Origin of the sequence: Streptomyces sp. NBRC 110611, from assembly GCF_001590865.1 — a bacterium.
Lineage (GTDB): Bacteria > Actinomycetota > Actinomycetes > Streptomycetales > Streptomycetaceae > Streptomyces.
In genome coordinates, this window is record NZ_BBUY01000008.1 from 85462 (window position 1) to 104771 (window position 19310).

A 19310-nucleotide genomic window follows, 5' to 3' on the forward strand; every position below is an offset into this window, starting at 1 on the left:
GGCCCACCGCGCGGCTCGTGGGCGCATGGCTTTGGGCGCGTGGCTTGTGGGCGCGTGGCTTGTGGGCTTTTCCCTTAGGGGACGGTCGAACAGATCCCCTAAGGGATACGAGACCCCCCCTGCGGGGCCACAACCGGCTGGGGGTGGAAGGTATTCCCGGCCGGATGGGGCGGGTGGTGTGCCCAGGCCCGGGCGGACAGGGGCGGGACGTAGTTCGCGGTTCTGGCGGCGGGCGGGCTTCAGCAGCGGTCGGCTGCTGCACGGATCAGGCGCAGGGCCTCTGCCAGCTCCTCGGCGGGGGCCACTTTCGCGTCAGAGTCCGCTGATGCGCCGGCCGGGCGGGCGGCCGCGCACCGCAGCGCCTCGATGAGGTCATGTCCGGCCACGGCGAGCTGGTCGCCGACGGCGAACATCCCGGCGTCCGGGAGTTCGCGCGGGGGCGCTCCGGGCCGCTCGATCAGCTGCGCTCGGGCCGCCAACCGGCGCGCCAGCGCCAGCCCTTCGGCGGCCGCGCCTTGGCTGAGCTTGCTCTGCGGCAGCGCTCTGAGGCGGTCGGCGAGGGCGTCCACGGCAGTCTGCAAAGGGGTCACGTCAAGCACGTCGTGAGACTATGCGCCACTCCCGGGTGGTTGCCAACGGCGGAACGCTCAGGCACGGTGTGCTGAAGAACCAGCATCGACCGCGTCCGGAGGCGCCGATGTCTCAGCTCTTCTCCGAAGAGACCCACCGGAACATGCTCTCCCGTATCCCGCACTGCACCGGTCGGGAAATCTCCGAATGGCTCCGCACCGTTGAAGAAGGCCCCGCACTCTTCCGTTTCAACGAAAAGGTCAGCTGGCTCCGCGGTGAGCACAACCTCTCCTACGGACACGCCAAGGCGATCGTCCATGAGCACGGCCTCAGGCGCGCCGCACGGAAGTTCTGACCCACGATGACGGGTTGAGACCGCACGCCCTGCGGATCGGCCCCCGTCGACGCGGAACACGCAATGCGCCATAGGTGATACGCAACAAACAACAGGCAATGCGCAATGCGTGTGGCAGCGGAACACGCGACACGGCGATACAGGTGAGGCGCAGCATACAGAGCGCTCCGCAGAACGAACAGACAGAACGAACGGAACGAGCAGAACGAAGGGCCCGCGGACGATTGTCCGCGGGCCCTTCGTTCTGTGCTGTGGTGTGACGTCAGTCGCCGCGGAGGATCGAGATCAGCCGCAGCATCTCCGTGTAGATCCACACCAGCGTCACGGTCAGGCCGAACGCCGCCAGCCAGGACTCCTCACGCGGGGCGCCGTACGCGATGCCGTCCTCGACCTGCTTGAAGTCCAGGGCCAGGAACAGCGCGCCGAGAACGACGCCGACGACACCGAAGAGGATGCCCAGGCCACCGCTGCGGAAGCCGAGGCCGTCGCCGCCGCCGAACAGCATGAACATCACGTTGACCAGCGACAGCAGGACGAAGCCCAGGGTCGCGATCATCACGAAGCGGGTGAAGCGGGCGGTGACCCGCACAATCCGCGTCTTGTAGGCGACCAGCATCGCGACGAACACCGCCATCGTGCCGAGCACCGCCTGCATAGGGGCGCCGCTCAGCTTGGGCAGGTCGTTGATGTAGCCGCTGAGCGCGCCCAGGAAGACGCCTTCCAGGGCGGCGTACGCCAGGATCAGCGGGGGCGACGGCTTGCGCTTGAAGGACTGGACGAAGCCCAGCACCATCGCGACCAGACCGGCGCCGAGGGCGAAGCCGAGCTTCTCGGTCAGGAACAGCCAGCCGACCGTGGCGCCGACGATCACCGTGCCGAGCGTCAGGCCCGTACGCATGACGACGTCGTCCATCGTCATCGGGCGGGACTGCGACGCGTACTGCGGCGGTGCCTGGGTAGCGGCCTGCTGGTCCTGGGCGTACGGATTGCCGCCCTGGGCGTACGGGTTGCCGCCGCCCTGCGCGTAGGGGTTGGTGCCGGCGTACGGGTTCGCGGTGGTGGCCCCGGCCTGCGGCGCTGCGTTGAAGCCCGCGTAGCCGGTGTCGCGACTGAAGCCCCGTCGCGAGAAGACCGGGTTGCTGCTCCTCATCCTCACTCCTCCATGGCCGCCCTGCGCGGCCTTGACGGCAAGCGTAATGGCTTGGCAAAGGCGCGTCGCTAATACTTGAGCACGATCTTTCCCTGAATGTGATGTGACGCGTCCGCCATGAGGAGGACGTATGGGAGGGCGCGGACGTGCCCGGGACGGGCGGCGGAGTTCCCCCCTCCCGGACCTCGGGGCCGGTCCGCCCCCTCGCCGGGAGTCACGGCCAGGCGTCACCACCGGGCGTCACCACCGGGCGTCGTCGCCGGGAGTCATCGCCGAACTGGACACGTACATTTTCCAGAATCCGATGAATGTCTGATGAATGTCCGATTGCAGTGATTCGGACAAGAGATCGGCAAGCGGACCGGTCAGGAGATCCGGCCGGAGATCGGGCAAGAGATCACGCAACGGACATCACCTGCGTCACATGAGGTGATGCAACCGTTTCGCGGACGCGGTCGTCTTTCCCTCTAGCCGGAACCCTGTCCGGTGATCGGATCCCCGAGATGACACGATGGTCGAGATCCGAACACCGGAGCACCCCCTTCCGTCACACATAGCGACCTACCGTGCGTAACGCCATGGGTGCGATTGGTGGGAATCCCCGGGAGCGGACAGGTCTATTCTTGGCGGGAACCAGCAGCGAAAGAGGGTTGAGGTGCCTGTGCCTGACGTCTCAGTAGTCGTCATCGTCTACAACGACGCCGACCGGATGCCGACCGCGGTCCAGTCCGTGCTGGACCAGACGCTCCGGGACGTCGAGGTGGTGATCGTTGATGACTGCAGCACCGACCGTTCCTACGACGTCGCGCAGAGCCTCGCGGCCGCCCATCCCGGGCGGGTGAGGGCCTTCCAGCTGCCGGAGAACAGCGGTGCGGGCGGCGAGCCGCGCAACGCCGGAATCCAGCACGCCACAGGGCGTTATGTGATGTTCCTGGACAGTGATGACGTCCTGGAACCCAATGCCTGCCGCAATATGCTGCAGGCCGCGGAGGAAACCGACTCGGACATCGTTTCCGGTCTGTGCGTACGAATCCACAAGGACACCCGCAACCAGAAGCGGGACGAGTGGTATTCATGGCTGTATTCCACGACGCGCACACTGGAATCGGTCACGGAATTGCCGGACCTTTTTGTGTGGGACACCCTGTCCACCAACAAATGCTATCGCCGTGATTTCCTCATCGAGCACGACCTCCGCTTCCCCAAGGGAATGTTCTACGAGGACCTGATGTTTATCGCCGACGCCTACCTCGCGGCGCGGCGCATCACCCTGATCCCCAATCAGGTCTACTTCTGGAACGTGTACACGAAGGCCGCCGTGAAGTCGGTGACGAACCGGCGGCATGAAATGACGAACTATGCGCACCGGCTGGAGATCCACCGGCGCATCGACGCCCTCCTGGCCGAGCGCGGGCTGACGGAGATGCAGCTCGCGAAGGACGTCAAGTTCCTCAAGCACGACCTGGTGCTGCACCTGCGGGACCTGCCGTTCCGCGACGAGGCCTACCGCCGGGAATTCGCGGAGCTGTCCCAGGAGTACCTCGCCGGTATCGCCCCGGAGGCGTACGAGCGCGTCCAGCCGATCCAGGCCATCTGCGCGTACCTGCTCCAGCAGGGTGACTGGGAGAACCTGATCCCGGCGGTCGACACCCTCATCAACCGCGACAAGGTCTCCTCGCCGCTGGCCGAGCGCGACGGCCGGATCTACTGGTGCGGAAGCCACCTCGACGACGAGTTCGCCCGCGGTGTGCTGGACGTGACCGACACCGGCTACCACGAGAAGCCGGTCAACCAGCTGTTCCTGCGCAACCAGCTCACCCGGTGCGACAGGTCCGGCGGATCGGTCTCCCTGGCGGGGCGGATCACCAATCCGCTCGGCGTGATCCCGCCGGACGCCCGGCTGACGGGCGAGCTGGAGTTCAGCGCCCGCCGGCGCAGTCTGCAGTCCTTCCACTTCCCGGTGCGGGCGCTGCGCCACGACGGCGACACCCTCCACTGGGAGGCCACCGCGGACCTCACCGCCAAGCTGCGTCCGCTGGGCATCGTCGACACCATCTGGGACGTACGGCTGCGCCTGGACGTGAACGGGGTGCGCACCACCACCCGGCTCACCGTCGCCGACACCCCGCTGGCCGAGGGCCCGCCGGTCCGGCCGCGGCTGACGCGGATGGTCGCCGATCACCTGGAGCCGCATGCGTCGGCCCGCGGACACCTGGCGTTCCGCCTGGTCAGCGAGGGCCGTAACGCCGAGCGGGTACAGGAGCTGATCACCCGCGGAGTGCGCGGCACGCCCGGAACGCTGGCCAAGACCGGCGTCCGCAAGGCGAAGGCGCTGCGCAAGAAGGTCACCTCCGGGGACAACAAGCTCCGCCTGTACCACGAGGTGTTCAGCCGGCTGCCGGTCAAGAAGCGCACGGTGGTCTTCGAGAGCCACCTGGGCAAGCAGTACAGCGACAGCCCGCGCGCCCTCTACGAGGAGATGCGCCGGCAGGGCCTGGACTTCGAGGCGATCTGGTCGTACTCCGGGTCCACGAAGGACTTCCCCAAGGACGTCACGCTGGTCCGGCGCTGGTCGCTGCCGTACCTCAAGGCGCTGGCGCAGGCCGAGTTCTGGGTGGACAACCAGAGCTATCCGCTCAAGCTCACCAAGCGCCCGGAGACCACCTACATTCAGACCTGGCACGGCTCGGCGCTGAAGAACATGGGCTTCGACCAGCCGGCGCTGAAGGCGCAGACCCGGCAGCAGCAGGCGGAGCAGCAGCGCTCCCTGGACCGTTTCGACCGCTTCCTGGTCCGCTCCGAGCACGATGTGCACACCCTCGCCAAGGCGTTCCGGCTCAAGGAGAAGACGCTGTTGCGGGTGGGCTATCCGCGCAATGACGCGCTGGTGCAGGCCCGGCGGCGGGAGGCGGAGCTGGGGAAGCGCGAACGCGGGCCGCTGGCCGCGGAGTTGGGCATTCCCGAGGACAAGACCGTACTGCTGTACGCGCCGACGTTCCGCAAGCACGGCGGGCGGCACGGCCGTTTCGCCCTGCCCTTCGATGTGGAGCGCTTCGCCGACCAGTTCGGCGACCGCTATGTCCTCCTGGTGCGTTCGCACTACCTGAATCACGTGGTGCTGCCGCCGACCGTGCGGGGCCGGGTCATCGACGTCTCGGCGCGCCATGACGTGACGCCGATCCTGGAGCTGGCCGACGGGCTGATCACGGACTATTCGTCGGTGATGTTCGACTACGCGCTGCTCGACCGGCCGCTGCTGTTCTTCACCTACGACTACGACGAATACGTACACGAGGGCCGTGGCACGTACTTCGATCTGCTGGAGCACGCCCCGGGCCCGGTGGTCCGCACCGAGGACGAATTCCACGAGGCGGTCAAGTCGTTCGAGTCGCAGGCTCTGGACTACGCGCGGAGCCGTGAGGAATTCGTCGCCAAGTTCGGGGAATACGACCGCGGCGACGCCGCCCGGACCCTCGTCGATCAGTTCTTTGCGCAGTGGAGCCGTTGATGACCAAGCCGTACGCAGCCGAGCCGCGGGACATCTTCTTCGTCTCCAACAGCGTCAACGAGATGGGCGGCATCACGAGTTGGTCGCACCAGATGGCGCGCCTGTTCAGTGAGCGGGGCCACCGGGTGCACATCGTCGGGATCGTGCCGGCGCCCGAGGGCCGGGCCCACGAGCTCGCCGACGATGTGCCGTTCGCGACCACCACGCTCTACGCCGAGCATCCGCCGACGGTCCGTCCCGCGCAGGGCATCCGGGGCCGGCTCAACCTCGTCGAGCAGCGCCGCCGGGCCGCCCGGGAAGCCGGTATGCACGAGCAGGCGGCCAAGATGAGCGCGCTCTTCCGGGCGGCCAAGCCGGGCGGGGTGGTGATCGTCACCCAGGTGTGGGCGATGGAGTGGGTGGCGCTGGCCGACACCGCGGGCCTGACGGTGATCGGTATGAGCCACGAATCTTTCGACACCTGTCGTAAGTCGTCTCGCTTCGGTCGCGTCAAGCGGTTTTACGGAGACGTCGACCGGATGCTGACGCTCACCCGCGAGGACGCCGACCGCTGGATCCGGCAACGGATGGACAATGTCGGCTTTATGCCGAATCCGCTGCCGTTCTTCCCCGATATGCCGTCGGACCGGTCCCGCAAGTGCGTGGTGAGCATCGGCCGGCTGCACGAGGAGAAGGGCGTCGACCTGCTGCTGGAGGCCTGGGCGAAGGTCGCGCCGCGGCACCCGGACTGGACGCTGCGGATCTACGGATCCGGCGAGGAGGCCGAGGCGCTGCGCAAGCAGGCCGCCGAGCTGGGCGTGACCGGCAGCGTCGAGTGGATGGGCCGCACCAGCGACGTCCCCGGGGCGTTGCGGGAGAGCGCGGTGTTCGCGCTGAGCTCGCGCGGCGAGGGCTTCCCGCTGGCCCCCATGGAGGCGATGGCGACCGCGGTGCCGTGCGTGGCCTTCGATGTGGCGCCGGGCGTCCACGAGATCATCACGGACGGCGAGGACGGTTTGCTCGCCCCTCCGGGCAATATCACCGAATTCGCCCGGCATCTCGACACCCTGATGTCCGACAAGGACCTTCGGGACACCATGGGTGAGGCCGCGCGGGAGAACATCCAGCGGTTCGCCACGGCGGAGATCGTCGAGCGCTGGGAGAGCCTCTTCGCGCTGATAGAGCGCTAGCGCGCAGGCGCGCGAGCGCGCAGGCGCGCTAGCGCGCCCCCCGGGCGCCTGGGCGCGGATAACGAGGAGGGCCGCCGGTGCATACCGGCGGCCCTCCTCATATGCCCTGTCGCCCCCATCGCCCCGTCGCTTCGCGGCCCTGGTTGCGTCGTTGAATTTTTGGCCAGTCGCTCTTCGGCCCGCTGCTCGCGGGAGAGTGCCCGGAGCCGGACTTGAACCGGCACGGCCCGTAGGCCAGCGAGGTTTAAGCTCGCCGTGTCTGCATTCCACCACCCGGGCCCGGGACCCCCACGAAGTGGGTCCCCAATGCCGTCTCAAAGAGGGCAGCACGAGCGTAGCCCGCAGTGCACGGCGCAGATCGGCCACACATCCCGAGGTTGTCTTATTTTATTGGCAACTGAGGGGGCATCAGCGCTGGGTACAGGCCTTCGGCACATGCCGGAAGCCTGCCGCCGGCAACACCCGTAGCGGCGCATTCTCGTACCTGAATTGACGGAAACTCGACGTCCGCTCTCCCCCGCCCTTCACCCCCGCGAGTGCCCGCCCCGGCCGCTCAGGACGGCGCCGCACCCTCGGGGACCGTCTCCTCCCCAGGGATGACCAGGCCCTCTCCGGCTACGCCGCAGGGGTGGTCAAGGACGGTCACAGGGGTTGACGTCCGTCCCTCTGCTCCTGGCCGACGATGGAAACGTCCGCTTGACGTCCGCGCCCGCACCGTCCGGCGCCCGCGGACCGCTGGTCCCTCGTCCCGACAGGAGCTCCTCCCGTGACCACCCTCCACTCCGGCGTCTCCACCGCCGGCCGCAGCACCACAGTGGCCGCCCGCGCCACGGACCTCACCAAGGTCTATGGACAGGGCGAGACTCAGGTGGTCGCCCTGGACGCCGTCTCCGTCGACTTCCGCCAGGCCCAGTTCACCGCGATCATGGGCCCCTCCGGATCCGGCAAGTCGACCCTGATGCACTGCATGGCCGGTCTGGACGCCATATCCGGCGGCTCCGCCCGGATCGGCGACACCGAGCTGACCGGCCTGAAGGACAAGAAGCTCACCCAGCTGCGGCGCGACAAGATCGGCTTTATCTTCCAGGCGTTCAACCTGCTGCCGACCCTCAGCGCCCTGGAGAACATCACCCTGCCCATGGACATCGCCGGCCGTAAGCCGGACCGTGCCTGGCTGGACCGCGTGGTGGAGACCGTCGGCCTCGGCGGCCGCCTCAAGCACCGCCCCAGCCAGCTCTCCGGCGGCCAGCAGCAGCGGGTCGCGGTGGCCCGCGCGCTCGCCTCCCGCCCCGAGATCATCTTCGCCGACGAGCCCACCGGAAACCTCGACTCCCGCTCCGGCGCCGAGGTGCTGGGCTTCCTGCGCAACTCCGTACGCGAGCTGGGGCAGACGGTGGTCATGGTGACCCATGACCCGGTCGCGGCCTCGTACGCGGACCGCGTCGTCTTCCTCGCCGACGGCCGGATCGTCGACGACATGCCGCACCCCACCGCCGATCTGGTCCTGGAGCGCATGAAGGGCTTCGACGCCAAGGGCCGTACGAGCTGACCCCCGGCAGCCGCCTCCCGTACTCCGGACCTCCCGGACCTCTTCTCCAGGACTGATCCACCCATGTTCCGTACCGCCTTGCGCAATGTGCTCGCGCACAAGGCCCGGCTGCTGATGACCGTCCTCGCCGTGATGCTCGGCGTGGCCTTCGTCTCCGGCACCCTGGTCTTCACCTCGACCCTCTCCGAAGCCACCCAGGCCAGCTCCCGAAAGGGCTACGACAACGTCGACGTCGCCATTCAGCCACGGTCCTCGGACAACGGCGGCGGCGCGCCCGGCGAGGCCCCCACGCTCGACCAGAAGCTGCTCGACAAGACCGCCCGGGTGCCCGGCGCCGCCTCCGTCACCGGCACCGTCTCCGGCTTCACCGCCGTCGCCGACAAGAAGGGCGAGCTGACCGGCAGCGGCTTCGGCACCCGCGGCGCCAACTACTTCCCCGGCCAGGACGGCAAGGACGCCCGCTACCCGCTGCGCGACGGTGCCGCCCCCAAGGGTCCGCACGAGTTCGCGCTGGACGCGCACACCGCGGACAAGGCCGGCTACAAGGTCGGCGACACCGTCCGGATCTCCGTCGACGGACCGGTCCGCGAGCAGAAGCTGACCGGTGTCTTCACCACCGACGACGGCACCGTCACGGCCGGTGGCAGCCTCGCGCTGTTCGACACCCCGACCGCCCAGAAGCTGTTCGCCGCACCGGGTGAATTCAGCGAGATCGATGTCAAGGCGGCGCCGGGCACCTCCCAGACGGCCCTGAAGGCGGCCGTCGAGAAGGTGCTGCCCAAGGACCGCGCCGAGGCCACCACGGGCCGGCAACTCGCCGACGAAGAGGCCGCGTTCATCGCCCAGAGTATGGACGGGATGAAGACCAGCCTGCTCACCTTCGCCGGTATCGCCCTCTTCGTCGGCGTCTTCATCATCACCAACACCTTCACCATGCTGGTCGCCCAGCGCACCAAGGAACTGGCGCTGCTCCGCGCGGTCGGCGCGAGCCGCCGTCAGGTGACCCGCTCGGTGCTGATCGAGGCCCTCGTCGTCGGCGCGGTCGCCGCGGTCACCGGCCTGGCCGCCGGCATCGGTATCGGCGCCGGCCTGCGCGCCCTGCTGAACAGCACCGGTGCCACGTTCCCCGACGGCCCCCTGGTGGTCTCCCTCTCCACCGTCCTGGTCTCGCTCCTGGTCGGCATCGTCGTCACCGTCCTGGCCGCCTGGCTGCCCGGCCGGCGCGCCGCGAAGATCCCGCCGGTCGCCGCGATGAGCAGCGTCCACGCCACCGCCACCACCAAGTCGCTGGTGGTCCGCAACACCATCGGCGCGCTCCTGTCGGGCGCCGGTACGGCCGCGATCCTGGTCGCCACCGGGATGTCCGACGGCAAGGCCACCATGGGTGCCGGCGTGGCGCTCCTGCTGATCGGCGTGCTCGTCCTGACGCCGCTGCTGTCCCGCCCGATGGTGGCGCTGGCCGCCCCCGTGCTGCGGCTCTTCGGTATCTCCGGCGTCCTCGCCCGGCAGAACGCGGTCCGCAACCCGCGCCGTACGGCCGCCACGGCCTCGGCGCTGATGATCGGCCTGATGCTGATCACCGGCATGACGGTGATCGCGGGCAGCGTCCAGCAGGGCGTCGACAAGATGGCCACCGCCTCGCTGAAGGCCGACTACGTGGTCTCCATGGCGAGCCGTACGCCGCTCTCCCCCGATGTCGCGAAGAAGCTGGCGTCCGTGGACGAGGTCACCGCGTCCAGCCCGCTGCGCAACTCCCCCGCCCGGATCGGTACCGACACCGCGTACCTGACCGGCGTCGACGGCAAGGACTTCGGCAAGCTCACCCAGCTCGACTTCACCCAGGGCTCACTGGGCGAACTGGCCGGCGGCCGGGCCGTGGTGGACGACACCACCGCCGAGGAGAAGGGCTGGCGCCCCGGCTCCCGGATCCCGGTGACCTTCGAGGACGGTAAGAAGAGCACCCTCACCGTCGCGGGTGTCTACAAGGGCAACCAGATGCTCAAGGGCATCATCCTCGACAACACCACCCTCGCCCCGCACCAGAAGCAGATCACCGATATGCAGGTGATGGTCAAGACGAAGCACGGCGCGACCGCCGAGGCCAAGGACGCACTGGCCGACGCCCTCGGCAAGAATCCGGCGATCACCATCGCGGACAAGAAGGACGTCTCCGACAGTATCTCCAAGATGATCACGCTGCTGCTGAACATGCTCTACGGCCTGCTGGCCATGGCGGTGATCGTCGCGGTGCTCGGTGTCATCAACACGCTGGCGATGTCGGTCTTCGAACGCTCCCAGGAGATCGGCATGCTGCGCGCCATCGGCCTGGACCGCCGCGGCATCAAGCGCATGGTCCGGCTGGAGTCGCTGGTGATCTCGCTCTTCGGCGGGGTGCTCGGCATCGGCCTGGGCGTCTTCTTCGGCTGGGCGGTCGGCAAGATGATCGAGGCCACGGGTCAGCTGCCGACGTACGAACTGATCCTGCCCTGGGGCCGGATGGGCGTCTTCCTCGCGCTCGCCGCCCTGGTCGGCGTACTCGCCGCGCTCTGGCCGGCGCGCCGGGCGGCGAAGCTGAACATGCTGGCCGCCATCAAGGCGGAGTAGCCGCCGGGGCGGACGGTGCGGTGCGCCGGGTCCGGACGGGCCCGGCGCACCCGCGCGTCAGGCCGTCCAGGCCCGCGCCCGCCGCGGCAGCCCCGCGGCGCCCGACTCCGGTGTCCGGACCGCCAGGACCTGGTTGACTCCTATGCGGTTCCGCTCGAAGGACAGCGCCGAGGCGGCCATGTAGAGCCGCCAGACCCGGGCCCGGCCCGGTGAGGTGAGCCGGACCGCTTCGGCCCAGTGCCGCTCCAGGTTGGCGACCCAGGCGCGCAGCGTCAGCGCGTAGTGCTCGCGGATCGCCTCCACGTCCCGCACCTCGAAGCCGGCCTCCTCCAGCTGGCCGACCGTCCGGCCGACCGGCGCCAGCTCACCGTCGGGGAAGACATAGCGGTCGATGAACTCATCGACGTGGTACGCCTCCTCGTCCGCGAGCGGGCGCCGCGCGATCTGGTGGTTGAGCAGCCGTCCGCCGGGCTTCAGCAGGGCGTACAGCGCACTCGCGTACTCCGCGTACCGGGTCCGGCCGACATGCTCGGCCATGCCGATCGAGGAGATCGCGTCGAACGGCTCGTCGTGGATCTCGCGGTAGTCCTGCACCCGGATCTCGATCCGGTCGGTGAGCCCGGCCTCGGCGATCCGCTTGCGGGCGTAGCTCGCCTGTTCCTCGGAGAGGGTGATGCCGACCGCCCGTACGCCGTACTCGCGGGCCGCGTGCAGCACCATCGAGCCCCAGCCGCAGCCCACGTCCAGCAGCCGCTGGCCCTCCTGCAGGCCGAGCTTGCGGCAGATCAGGTCGAGCTTGTCGCGCTGGGCATCCGCCAGCGACGAGGCGGCGTCGCCGGTGGTCCCCCAGTACGCGCAGGAGTAGACCATGGACGGGCCGAGCACCAGCTCGTAGAAGTCGTTGCCGACGTCGTAGTGGTGGCTGATGGCTTCCTTGTCGCGCAGCAGGGTGTGCAGCGGTCCGCGGCGGCGCCGGGCCTCTTCGGCGGGCGGTGCGGGCGGTACGGGGGCGCCGGCCAGGGACAGCAGTTCCCGGGCGGCGGCGCGGATCTCGGGCCGGGCCAGGGCGCGCAGGGCGGCGGCGCGCTGCGGTTTGGCGGCCGGGCCGCGCTCCCAGATCAGCTCGGCGAGCAGGTCGAGCGCCGTATAGAGGTCGCCCTCGACGTCGATGTCACCGGCCACCCAGGCTCGGGCCAGGCCCAGTTCGCCGGGCTTGAACAGCAGTCGGCGCAGGGCGCGGCGGTGGCGGATCACCAGGACCGGGGCGCCCGGCGGGCCGGACTCGCTGCGGTCCCAGGCCCGGATGCGCACCGGCAGCGGGGCTCCCAGCACCTCCTCGGCGAGCTTGGTGAGCCGTCCAGCGGCGTCGGCCATGTCGCACACCTCCGTGTTGACGAGTCGGGGCACTCGGGCGAAATAGATTCACCCGCCACGTAAACGCCAAGTGGGCGCCCGGATAATCCCGTTCACCGGTAAGGGAACCGCAAAACGGCCGGAACTCGCCAGACCGGACAACGCCAAAGGGCGCCCGCCCCACGGATGGCGGACGCCCTTCGGGCTGGTCGGGGTACCGCGGTACCCCGACCGGGGATCAGGAGGCCTTGGCCTTCGGCTTGTCGCCGGAGCCGGCCGCGGCGGCCGGAGCGGGGGCCGGCTTGGCCGCCTCGTAGAACTCCTCGCGGGGGTTCTCCATGGCGCCGAGCGAGACGACCTCGCGCTTGAGGAACATGCCCAGCGTCCAGTCGGCGAAGACCCGGATCTTGCGGTTGAACGTCGGCATCGCCATGCCGTGGTACGCGCGGTGCATGTACCAGGCGAGACGGCCCTTGAGCTTGATCTTCGTCTTGCCCACGACGATCATCGCGACGCCCTTGTGCAGGCCCAGACCGGCGACCGCACCCTTGTTGGCGTGGCTGTACTCCTTCTGCGGGAAGCCCCGCATACCGGAGACCACGTTGTCGCCGAGGACCTTGGCCTGCCGCAGCGCGTGCTGCGCGTTCGGCGGGCACCAGGCGTTCTCGTTGCCGTTGCGGCGGCCGACCATGTCCGGAATCTGGGCGTTGTCGCCCGCGGCCCAGATGTAGTCGGTGCCCTGCACCTGGAGGGTGGCGGCGGTGTCGACATGGCCGCGCGGGCCGAGCGGCAGGCCGAAGCGGGCCAGCGCCGGGTTGGGCTTGACGCCCGCGGTCCACACGATCGTGTTGGAGTCGACCTCAAGGCCGTTGTTCAGCTTGACGTGGCCGTCGACGCAGGAGTCCATGCCGGTCTTGAGGTAGACCTCGACACCGCGGGACTCCAGGTGCTCCTTGCCGTAGGCGCCGAGCTTGGGGCCGACCTCGGGGAGGATCTTGTCGGCGACGTCGACCAGAAGGAAGCGCATGTCCTCGCGCTTCACGTTCTTGTAGTACTTCGCGGCGTCGCGGGCCATGTCCTCGACCTCGCCGACGGTCTCCGCACCCGCGAAGCCACCGCCGACGAAGACGAAGGTGAGCGCCTTGCGGCGGACCTCTTCGTCGGTCGTGGAGTCGGCCTTGTCCAGCTGCTCCAGGACGTGGTTGCGCAGGCCGATGGCCTCCTCGACGCCCTTCATGCCGATGCCGTTCTCGGCGAGGCCGGGGATCGGGAAGGTGCGGGAGACCGCGCCCATCGCCATGACCAGGTAGTCGAAGGGCAGCTCGTACGACTCGCCGACCATCGGGGCGATCGTGGCGACCTTGCGGTCCTGGTCGATGGTGGTGACCCGGCCGGTGAGGACCTCCGCCTTGGGGAGCACGCGTCGCAGCGGGACGACGACGTGCCGGGGGGAGATGCTGCCGGCGGCGGCTTCGGGGAGGAAGGGCTGATAGGTCATGTACGACCGCGGGTCGACGACCGTGACGGTCGCCTCGCCGTAGCGCATCTTCTTCAGAATGCGCCGAGCCGCGTACAGGCCTACGTACCCACCGCCTACTACGAGGATCCTGGGACGCTCCGTGGTGCTCATGCAATCGAGTATCCACCCCCAGATGGGGGGTCGCTCGTGAGCCCCTTCACAAGAACGCAGGGGGCATCTGCTACACTCCGCCGCCTTCGTGACGGACGCCATAGCCCGCGGTGGAACCACACTGCCCCGCGAGGCGTTGCCGACCCCCTTTGATCAGGCCTTGTCGCTCCCCGGGCGGCTGAACCACGCCCTCCGGCAGCGCACCGCGGATGGGCCGGAACCCGGGCAACCTCCGGGCCGAGGGGCCCTGGGACCTTCGAATGAGGGCCGGACGATCAGATTGTTCGCCCAACCGGAGGCTTTTTCATGTGAAGGATTTCACGAACCTTTTTCCGGACCGCTCCACGGGGCCCGCGCCGGCCCCCCGAAGGGCGCTCGGACGGGCACCCGGTGCGCTCAAAAACCCTGTCGGCAGGGGCCGTTAAGAAGTCGTCAAGGCCCGTCCCGCGCCTCCGCCCGACCGCTCCCCGGCCGCCTGCCGACCGCCCGGCGCTCTCAGCCGTCGAGGGCGCAGCTCCAGGCGATACCGTCCAGAATGTCGTGTTCGCTGACGACGACCTCCCGCGCGCCGATCCGCTCCATGACCGTCGCCAGGATGAGCGCTCCCGAGGCGATCACATCGACGCGGCCCGGGTGTATGGCCGGGATCGCAGCGCGCTCGGCGTGCGTCGAGTGCAGCAGGCGCGTGGTGATCTCGCTGACCTGCTCGTACGGGATACGGGCGTGGTGGATCGCCGCGGAGTCGTACTCCTCCAGCCCCAGCGCGATCGCGGCCACCGTGGTGACCGAGCCCGCCAGGCCGACGAGCGTGCCGGCTTCCGTGATCGGCACGCGCTGGGCGACCAGGTCGAGGGCCCGGACGATGTCGTCCCGTATCGCCTGGATCTGCGCCTCGCCCGGCGGGTCGACCACTGAACCGTCCTGGACCAGGTGGCGCTCGGTCATCCGGACGCAGCCGATGTCCACGGACTGCGCCGCGACCACCTGCTTGTCGCCGACGACGAACTCGGTCGAGCCGCCGCCGATGTCGACCACCAGGTACGGCTTCGCCAGATCGCGGCCGGCGAGCTCCTTGGTGGCGCCGGTGAAGGAGAACTCGGCCTCCTGGTCGCCGGAGATCACCTCCGGCTCGACGCCGAGGATGTCGAGGACACCGCGCGTGAACTCCTCGCGGTTCTCCGCATCGCGGGACGCGGAGGTGGCCACGAAGCGGACCTTCTCGGCGCCCAGCTCCTTGATGACCGCGGCGTACTCGCGGCAGGCCGCGAAGGTGCGCCGCAGCGCCTCGGGCGCGAGGCGCCCCGTCTCGTCCACCCCCTGGCCCAGCCGGACGATCTGCATCCGGCGGTCGAGCTCGGTCAGCTCGCCGGTGCTCGGGGCGACGTCCGCGACCAGCAGGCGGATGGAGTTCGTACCGCAGTCGACCGCGGCGACGCGCTTCACTCGGACGCTCCCTCGTCGGTCCCGCACTCTCCCCCGTCGGCGCCAGGAGCCACACACGGCCCCTTCCGCCACCACTCCGGCAGCATCGCGAGCGCCTCGTCACCGAGCGGATTGACGCCCGGCCCGGCCGCCAGCGAGTGGGCGACGAGGACGTGCAGGCACTTGACGCGGTCCGGCATCCCGCCCGCGCTGGGGAAGCCCTGCAGCACCTCGATGGCGTCCCGGCGGCGGATGTAGTCCTCGTGGGCCGCGCGGTAGGCGGCGGCCAGCTCCGGGTCGGCCGCCAGCCGCTCGGTCATCTCCTTCATCACGCCGTTCGCCTCCAGCGTGCCGATCGCGGAGGACGCGCGCGGGCAGGTGAGGTAGTAGAGCGTGGGGAAGGGCGTGCCGTCCTCCAGGCGCGGCGCCGTCTCGACGACGTCCGGCTGGCCGCAGGGGCAGCGGTGCGCGATGGTGCGCAGTCCGCGCGGCGGGCGGCCGAGCTGCTCCTTGAAGGCGGCGATGTCCGCGGCGGTGGGCTCGGTGGGCTCGGTCTGGGGCGGAGGGGTTTCCATGTGCGCTTTCGGTGAGGTGGGGTGGGGAGCGGCGGTACGGGGCGGGCCCGGTACGGCGTGGGCGGTGGCCTACCGTCCGTCGGCCGCGTCGACGTCGCTCCACAGATTCTCGTACCAGGGACGCTGCGCCGCCTGCGGGCCCTTGGGGGCGGTGCCGGCGCCGGAGCCGTCCTGGACGGTATATCCGGTCTCGCCCGGCATCACATAGTGCAGATGCCGGCGAGCCTGCTGGCGTACGTAGGCGGGGTCCTGCCAGCGGGCCTTCTGCTCCCGCAGCCGGTCGAGCGCGGCCGCGGCGTCCTGGGCCTTCCGGCGCTGCTCGGTGATGTCGGACCGCTGGGAGACGTACTGCCTTATCGGGTACGCGAGCGCGACGACCAGGGAGCACATCACCAGCGCGAGCAGCGCGGCGCGGCCGGTGAGGCGGTTGCGGCGGGGCGGGCGGGCCCGGTAGACGCGGGCGGCGGCCTGCTCGCCCAGCGCCTTGAGCCGGGTAGCGGTCGAGAACCGGTCGGCGGGCACGTCGTCTCCCCTCCACTGGCTGACGCCGGGACTGCTGAAGCAGGTACGTCCCCGGCAACGGTACGGGACCGTTGCCGGGGACGTGCTCAGACTGGCTCGCGGTCAGCCCTTGAACCGCGGGAAGGCGGAGCGGCCGGCGTACACCGCGGCGTCGTCGAGGATCTCCTCGATGCGCAGCAGCTGGTTGTACTTGGCGACGCGCTCGGAGCGGGCCGGGGCGCCGGTCTTGATCTGGCCGCAGTTGGTGGCGACGGCGAGGTCGGCGATGGTGACGTCCTCGGTCTCACCGGAGCGGTGCGACATCATGCACTTGAAGCCGTTGCGCTGGGCCAGCTCGACGGCGTCCATGGTCTCGGTCAGCGAGCCGATCTGGTTGACCTTCACCAGCAGCGCGTTGGCGGAGCCCTCCTCGATGCCGCGGGCGAGGCGCTCGGGGTTGGTGACGAACAGGTCGTCGCCGACCAGCTGGACCTTGGCGCCGAGGCGGTCGGTGATGACCTTCCAGCCGGCCCAGTCGTCCTCGAACAGCGGGTCCTCGATGGAGACCAGCGGGTACGCGGCGACGAGCTCCTCGTAGTACGCCGTCATCTCGGCGGCGGAGCGCTCCTGGCCCTCGAAGACGTACTTGCCGTCCTTGTAGAACTCGGAGGCGGCGACGTCCAGGGCGAGGGCGATGTCCTGGCCGGGGGCGTAACCGGCCTGCTTGATGGCCTCCAGGATCAGGTCCAGGGCCTCGCGGTTGGAGCCCAGGTTGGGGGCGAAGCCGCCCTCGTCACCGAGGCCGGTGGCCAGACCGCGCTCCTTCAGGACCTTCTTGAGGGTGTGGTAGACCTCGGCGCCCCAGCGCAGCGCCTCGGAGAAGGACTCCGCGCCGATCGGGGCGATCATGAACTCCTGGATGTCCACGTTGGAGTCCGCGTGCGACCCGCCGTTGAGGATGTTCATCATCGGGACGGGCAGGATGTGCGCGTTCGGGCCGCCCAGGTAGCGGAACAGCGGGAGGTCGCTGGCCTCGGAGGCGGCGTGCGCGACGGCGAGGGAGACGCCCAGGATGGCGTTGGCGCCGAGCGAGCCCTTGTTGTCGGTGGCGTCCAGGTCGAACATCGCCTGGTCGATCAGCCGCTGCTCGGTCGCGTCGTAGCCGACGAGCTCCGGGCCGATCTGCTCGATGACGGCCAGCACGGCCTTCTCGACGCCCTTGCCGAGGTAGCGGTTGGGGTCGCCGTCGCGGAGCTCGATGGCCTCGAAGGCGCCGGTCGAGGCGCCGGACGGCACGGCGGCACGGCCGGTGCTGCCGTCGTCGAGGCCAACCTCGACCTCGACCGTGGGATTACCTCGCGAGTCGAGAATTTCGCGGGCTACGACGACGTCGATGGACGGCACGTTGTCTCCTTCATGGTGTGTCTGGAGTTCTGCAGCATGAGCCTAACGGCCCCGGGCGCGTCCGCTCGCCGTCGGCCCGCTCGGCGGGATGGAATTCCCGAGCAAAGAGCCCAAATGCGCAGTTCAGCTGATGTTCCCCGGCATTGTTCGCTAGCGGGGAAATTCGCGGCATACCACATATGCCGCCACGGGGTACCGCAGGTGTGACCGCGGGGTACCGCGGATGCGGTCGCGGGGTACCGCGGAGCCCGCCGAGAGCGAGCAGCCCCGCCGCGGCACGCCGGGGGAGGGCGCGCCGCTGCGGGGCTGACTCAGGGGGGCGAGGCCGGGCGGGGGCCGGGTGGGGCTGGGGCCCGCCGCCCGGGCCTGCGCGGTCCCGGTGCGGTGCGGCTCAGTCGCCGAGCTCGGCTCAGACGCTGAGCTTCTGGCCCGGGAAGATCAGGTTCGGGTTGCCGCCGACGACCGACTTGTTGGCCTCGTAGAGGGCCTTCCAGTTGGTGCCGTGCGCCTTGGCGATCTTCGCGAGGGTGTCACCCGACTTGACGGTGTAGGTGCCCTCACCGTCGGACTTCTTCGGGGCCTCGTACGCCTTCGGAGCCGGCTCGGCCTTCTTCTCGACCTTGGGGGCCGACTCGGTCTTCTTCTCGACCTTGGGGGCCGGCTCGGTCTTCTTCTCGACCTTGGGGGCCGGCTCGGTCTTCTCGGCCTTCTTCTCGCTCTTCTTCGGCGTGGACTTGGCCTGCTCACCGCCGGAGGTGTCGACGTCGGCGGCGGGGCCACCGGCGCTCAGGCCGGCCCTGGGGCCACAGTTGGGCCAGGCGCCCGGGCCCTGCATGGCGAGGAGCTTCTCGCCGGCGGCTATCTGCTGTGCCTTGGTGGCCAGGTCGGCGCGCGACGCGTACTGGGTACCACCGGCGGCGGCCCAGCTGGAGCTGGAGAACTGCAGGCCACCGTAGTAGCCGTTACCGGTGTTGATCGACCAGTTGCCACCGGCCTCGCACTGGGCGACCTTGTCCCAGGTGGAGACCGAGGCAGCGTTGGCGGAGGTGGCACCCATCAGCGGGACGGCGACGGCGGCGCCGGCGACACCGGCGAGGGTGGCGACGCGGACGGCCTTGGAGGGACGACGGTGCTTGCCCTTGTTCAGCATGGTTCGTTCGTTTCCTCACCGACGCCTGCGAGGTGAGCTGTCGGGTTCGGACTGTGAGTGGCCCGGCCGGTGCGTCTGGCGCACCGGGCTTCACCCCAAGCCGACTGACCCGCTGTCACGGGCCGGGCGGCACTTACCTTGGTTCCCCCGCTCCTGCCTACGGCGCTTACGCGTCAACTGCCTCCGACCACCGGCAGGATTCGGCGTGTGATCGAAGGGCCCGCTTTGGCGAGCGGTCCTGACCGTAAGCAGTAATCCCCTTGGTGTTCAAACCCCATCTTCTGAACCAAGTTGACCGCTTTTGATCACGGGTGGGTTACATTTCCGCAGGTAGGACCGGGTCCGACGGCGTCGGACGGCGCTCGGTTCG

14 protein-coding genes, 1 tRNA gene and 1 riboswitch are annotated in these 19310 nt (G+C 69.5%); of the genes, 5 read left to right on the top strand and 10 right to left on the bottom strand.

The window, feature by feature from the left end:
* Positions 1-239: 239 nt before the first annotated feature.
* Complete coding sequence (locus AZE13_RS19005; protein ID WP_066932970.1) at positions 240-599, bottom strand: hypothetical protein; 360 nt, start codon at positions 597-599, stop codon at positions 240-242.
* Between the two features lie 98 nt (positions 600-697).
* Here AZE13_RS19005 and AZE13_RS19010 point away from each other — a divergent pair, with 98 nt between their 5' ends.
* A complete protein-coding gene (locus AZE13_RS19010; protein WP_066932973.1) occupies positions 698-925 on the top strand; it encodes a DUF4287 domain-containing protein in 228 nt (75 codons plus the stop codon).
* Positions 926-1187: 262 nt separating this feature from the next.
* Here the strand turns inward: AZE13_RS19010 and AZE13_RS19015 are convergent, their stop codons facing one another.
* Positions 1188-2075: a Bax inhibitor-1/YccA family protein gene (locus AZE13_RS19015; protein WP_066932976.1), complete on the bottom strand. Its 888-nt coding sequence runs from the start codon at positions 2073-2075 to the stop codon at positions 1188-1190.
* A 709-nt stretch (positions 2076-2784) separates the two neighbouring features.
* On the opposite strand from AZE13_RS19015, the gene AZE13_RS19020 reads away from it, so the two are divergent.
* A complete protein-coding gene (locus AZE13_RS19020) occupies positions 2785-5583 on the top strand; it encodes a CDP-glycerol glycerophosphotransferase family protein (RefSeq protein ID WP_398780178.1) in 2799 nt (932 codons plus the stop codon).
* Positions 5583-6752 (top strand): glycosyltransferase, encoded by a 1170-nt coding sequence (locus AZE13_RS19025; RefSeq protein WP_066932981.1) that lies wholly within the window; start codon positions 5583-5585, stop codon positions 6750-6752. The genes AZE13_RS19020 and AZE13_RS19025 overlap by 1 nt, the downstream gene beginning before the upstream one ends.
* Positions 6753-6949: 197 nt before the next feature.
* Here AZE13_RS19025 and AZE13_RS19030 read toward each other — a convergent pair.
* Positions 6950-7031: transfer RNA gene (locus tag AZE13_RS19030), tRNA-Leu, on the bottom strand.
* Between the two features lie 487 nt (positions 7032-7518).
* On the opposite strand from AZE13_RS19030, the gene AZE13_RS19035 reads away from it, so the two are divergent.
* Positions 7519-8301, top strand: a complete 783-nt coding sequence (locus tag AZE13_RS19035) for an ABC transporter ATP-binding protein (RefSeq protein WP_066932984.1) — start codon at positions 7519-7521, stop codon at positions 8299-8301.
* A 63-nt stretch (positions 8302-8364) separates the two neighbouring features.
* The gene (locus tag AZE13_RS19040) at positions 8365-10905 is read left to right on the top strand and encodes an ABC transporter permease (protein WP_066932987.1); all 2541 of its coding nucleotides are present in this window, start codon (positions 8365-8367) and stop codon (positions 10903-10905) included.
* Between the two features lie 57 nt (positions 10906-10962).
* Here AZE13_RS19040 and AZE13_RS19045 read toward each other — a convergent pair whose 3' ends face one another.
* The 7 genes from AZE13_RS19045 to AZE13_RS19075 all read right to left on the bottom strand — a co-directional run bounded on the left by AZE13_RS19045 (position 10963) and on the right by AZE13_RS19075 (position 18940).
* Positions 10963-12279, bottom strand: a complete 1317-nt coding sequence (locus tag AZE13_RS19045) for an SAM-dependent methyltransferase (RefSeq protein WP_066932990.1) — start codon at positions 12277-12279, stop codon at positions 10963-10965.
* Between the two features lie 217 nt (positions 12280-12496).
* Positions 12497-13888, bottom strand: coding sequence for an NAD(P)/FAD-dependent oxidoreductase (locus AZE13_RS19050; RefSeq protein ID WP_066932994.1), 1392 nt, complete (start codon positions 13886-13888; stop codon positions 12497-12499).
* A 495-nt stretch (positions 13889-14383) separates the two neighbouring features.
* Positions 14384-15331, bottom strand: a complete 948-nt coding sequence (locus AZE13_RS19055; RefSeq protein WP_066932997.1) for a Ppx/GppA phosphatase family protein — start codon at positions 15329-15331, stop codon at positions 14384-14386.
* Positions 15328-15885 (bottom strand): DUF501 domain-containing protein, encoded by a 558-nt coding sequence (locus AZE13_RS19060; RefSeq protein WP_066933000.1) that lies wholly within the window; start codon positions 15883-15885, stop codon positions 15328-15330. The genes AZE13_RS19055 and AZE13_RS19060 overlap by 4 nt, the downstream gene beginning before the upstream one ends.
* A gap of 69 nt (positions 15886-15954) precedes the next feature.
* The gene (locus AZE13_RS19065) at positions 15955-16407 is read right to left on the bottom strand and encodes an FtsB family cell division protein (protein WP_066933003.1); all 453 of its coding nucleotides are present in this window, start codon (positions 16405-16407) and stop codon (positions 15955-15957) included.
* Between the two features lie 102 nt (positions 16408-16509).
* Complete coding sequence (gene eno, locus AZE13_RS19070) at positions 16510-17790, bottom strand: phosphopyruvate hydratase (RefSeq protein ID WP_066933006.1); 1281 nt, start codon at positions 17788-17790, stop codon at positions 16510-16512.
* Positions 17791-18199: 409 nt separating this feature from the next.
* Positions 18200-18940 (bottom strand): transglycosylase family protein, encoded by a 741-nt coding sequence (locus AZE13_RS19075; RefSeq protein ID WP_066933009.1) that lies wholly within the window; start codon positions 18938-18940, stop codon positions 18200-18202.
* A gap of 7 nt (positions 18941-18947) precedes the next feature.
* Positions 18948-19156, bottom strand: a riboswitch (cyclic di-AMP (ydaO/yuaA leader).
* Positions 19157-19310: the final 154 nt, after the last annotated feature.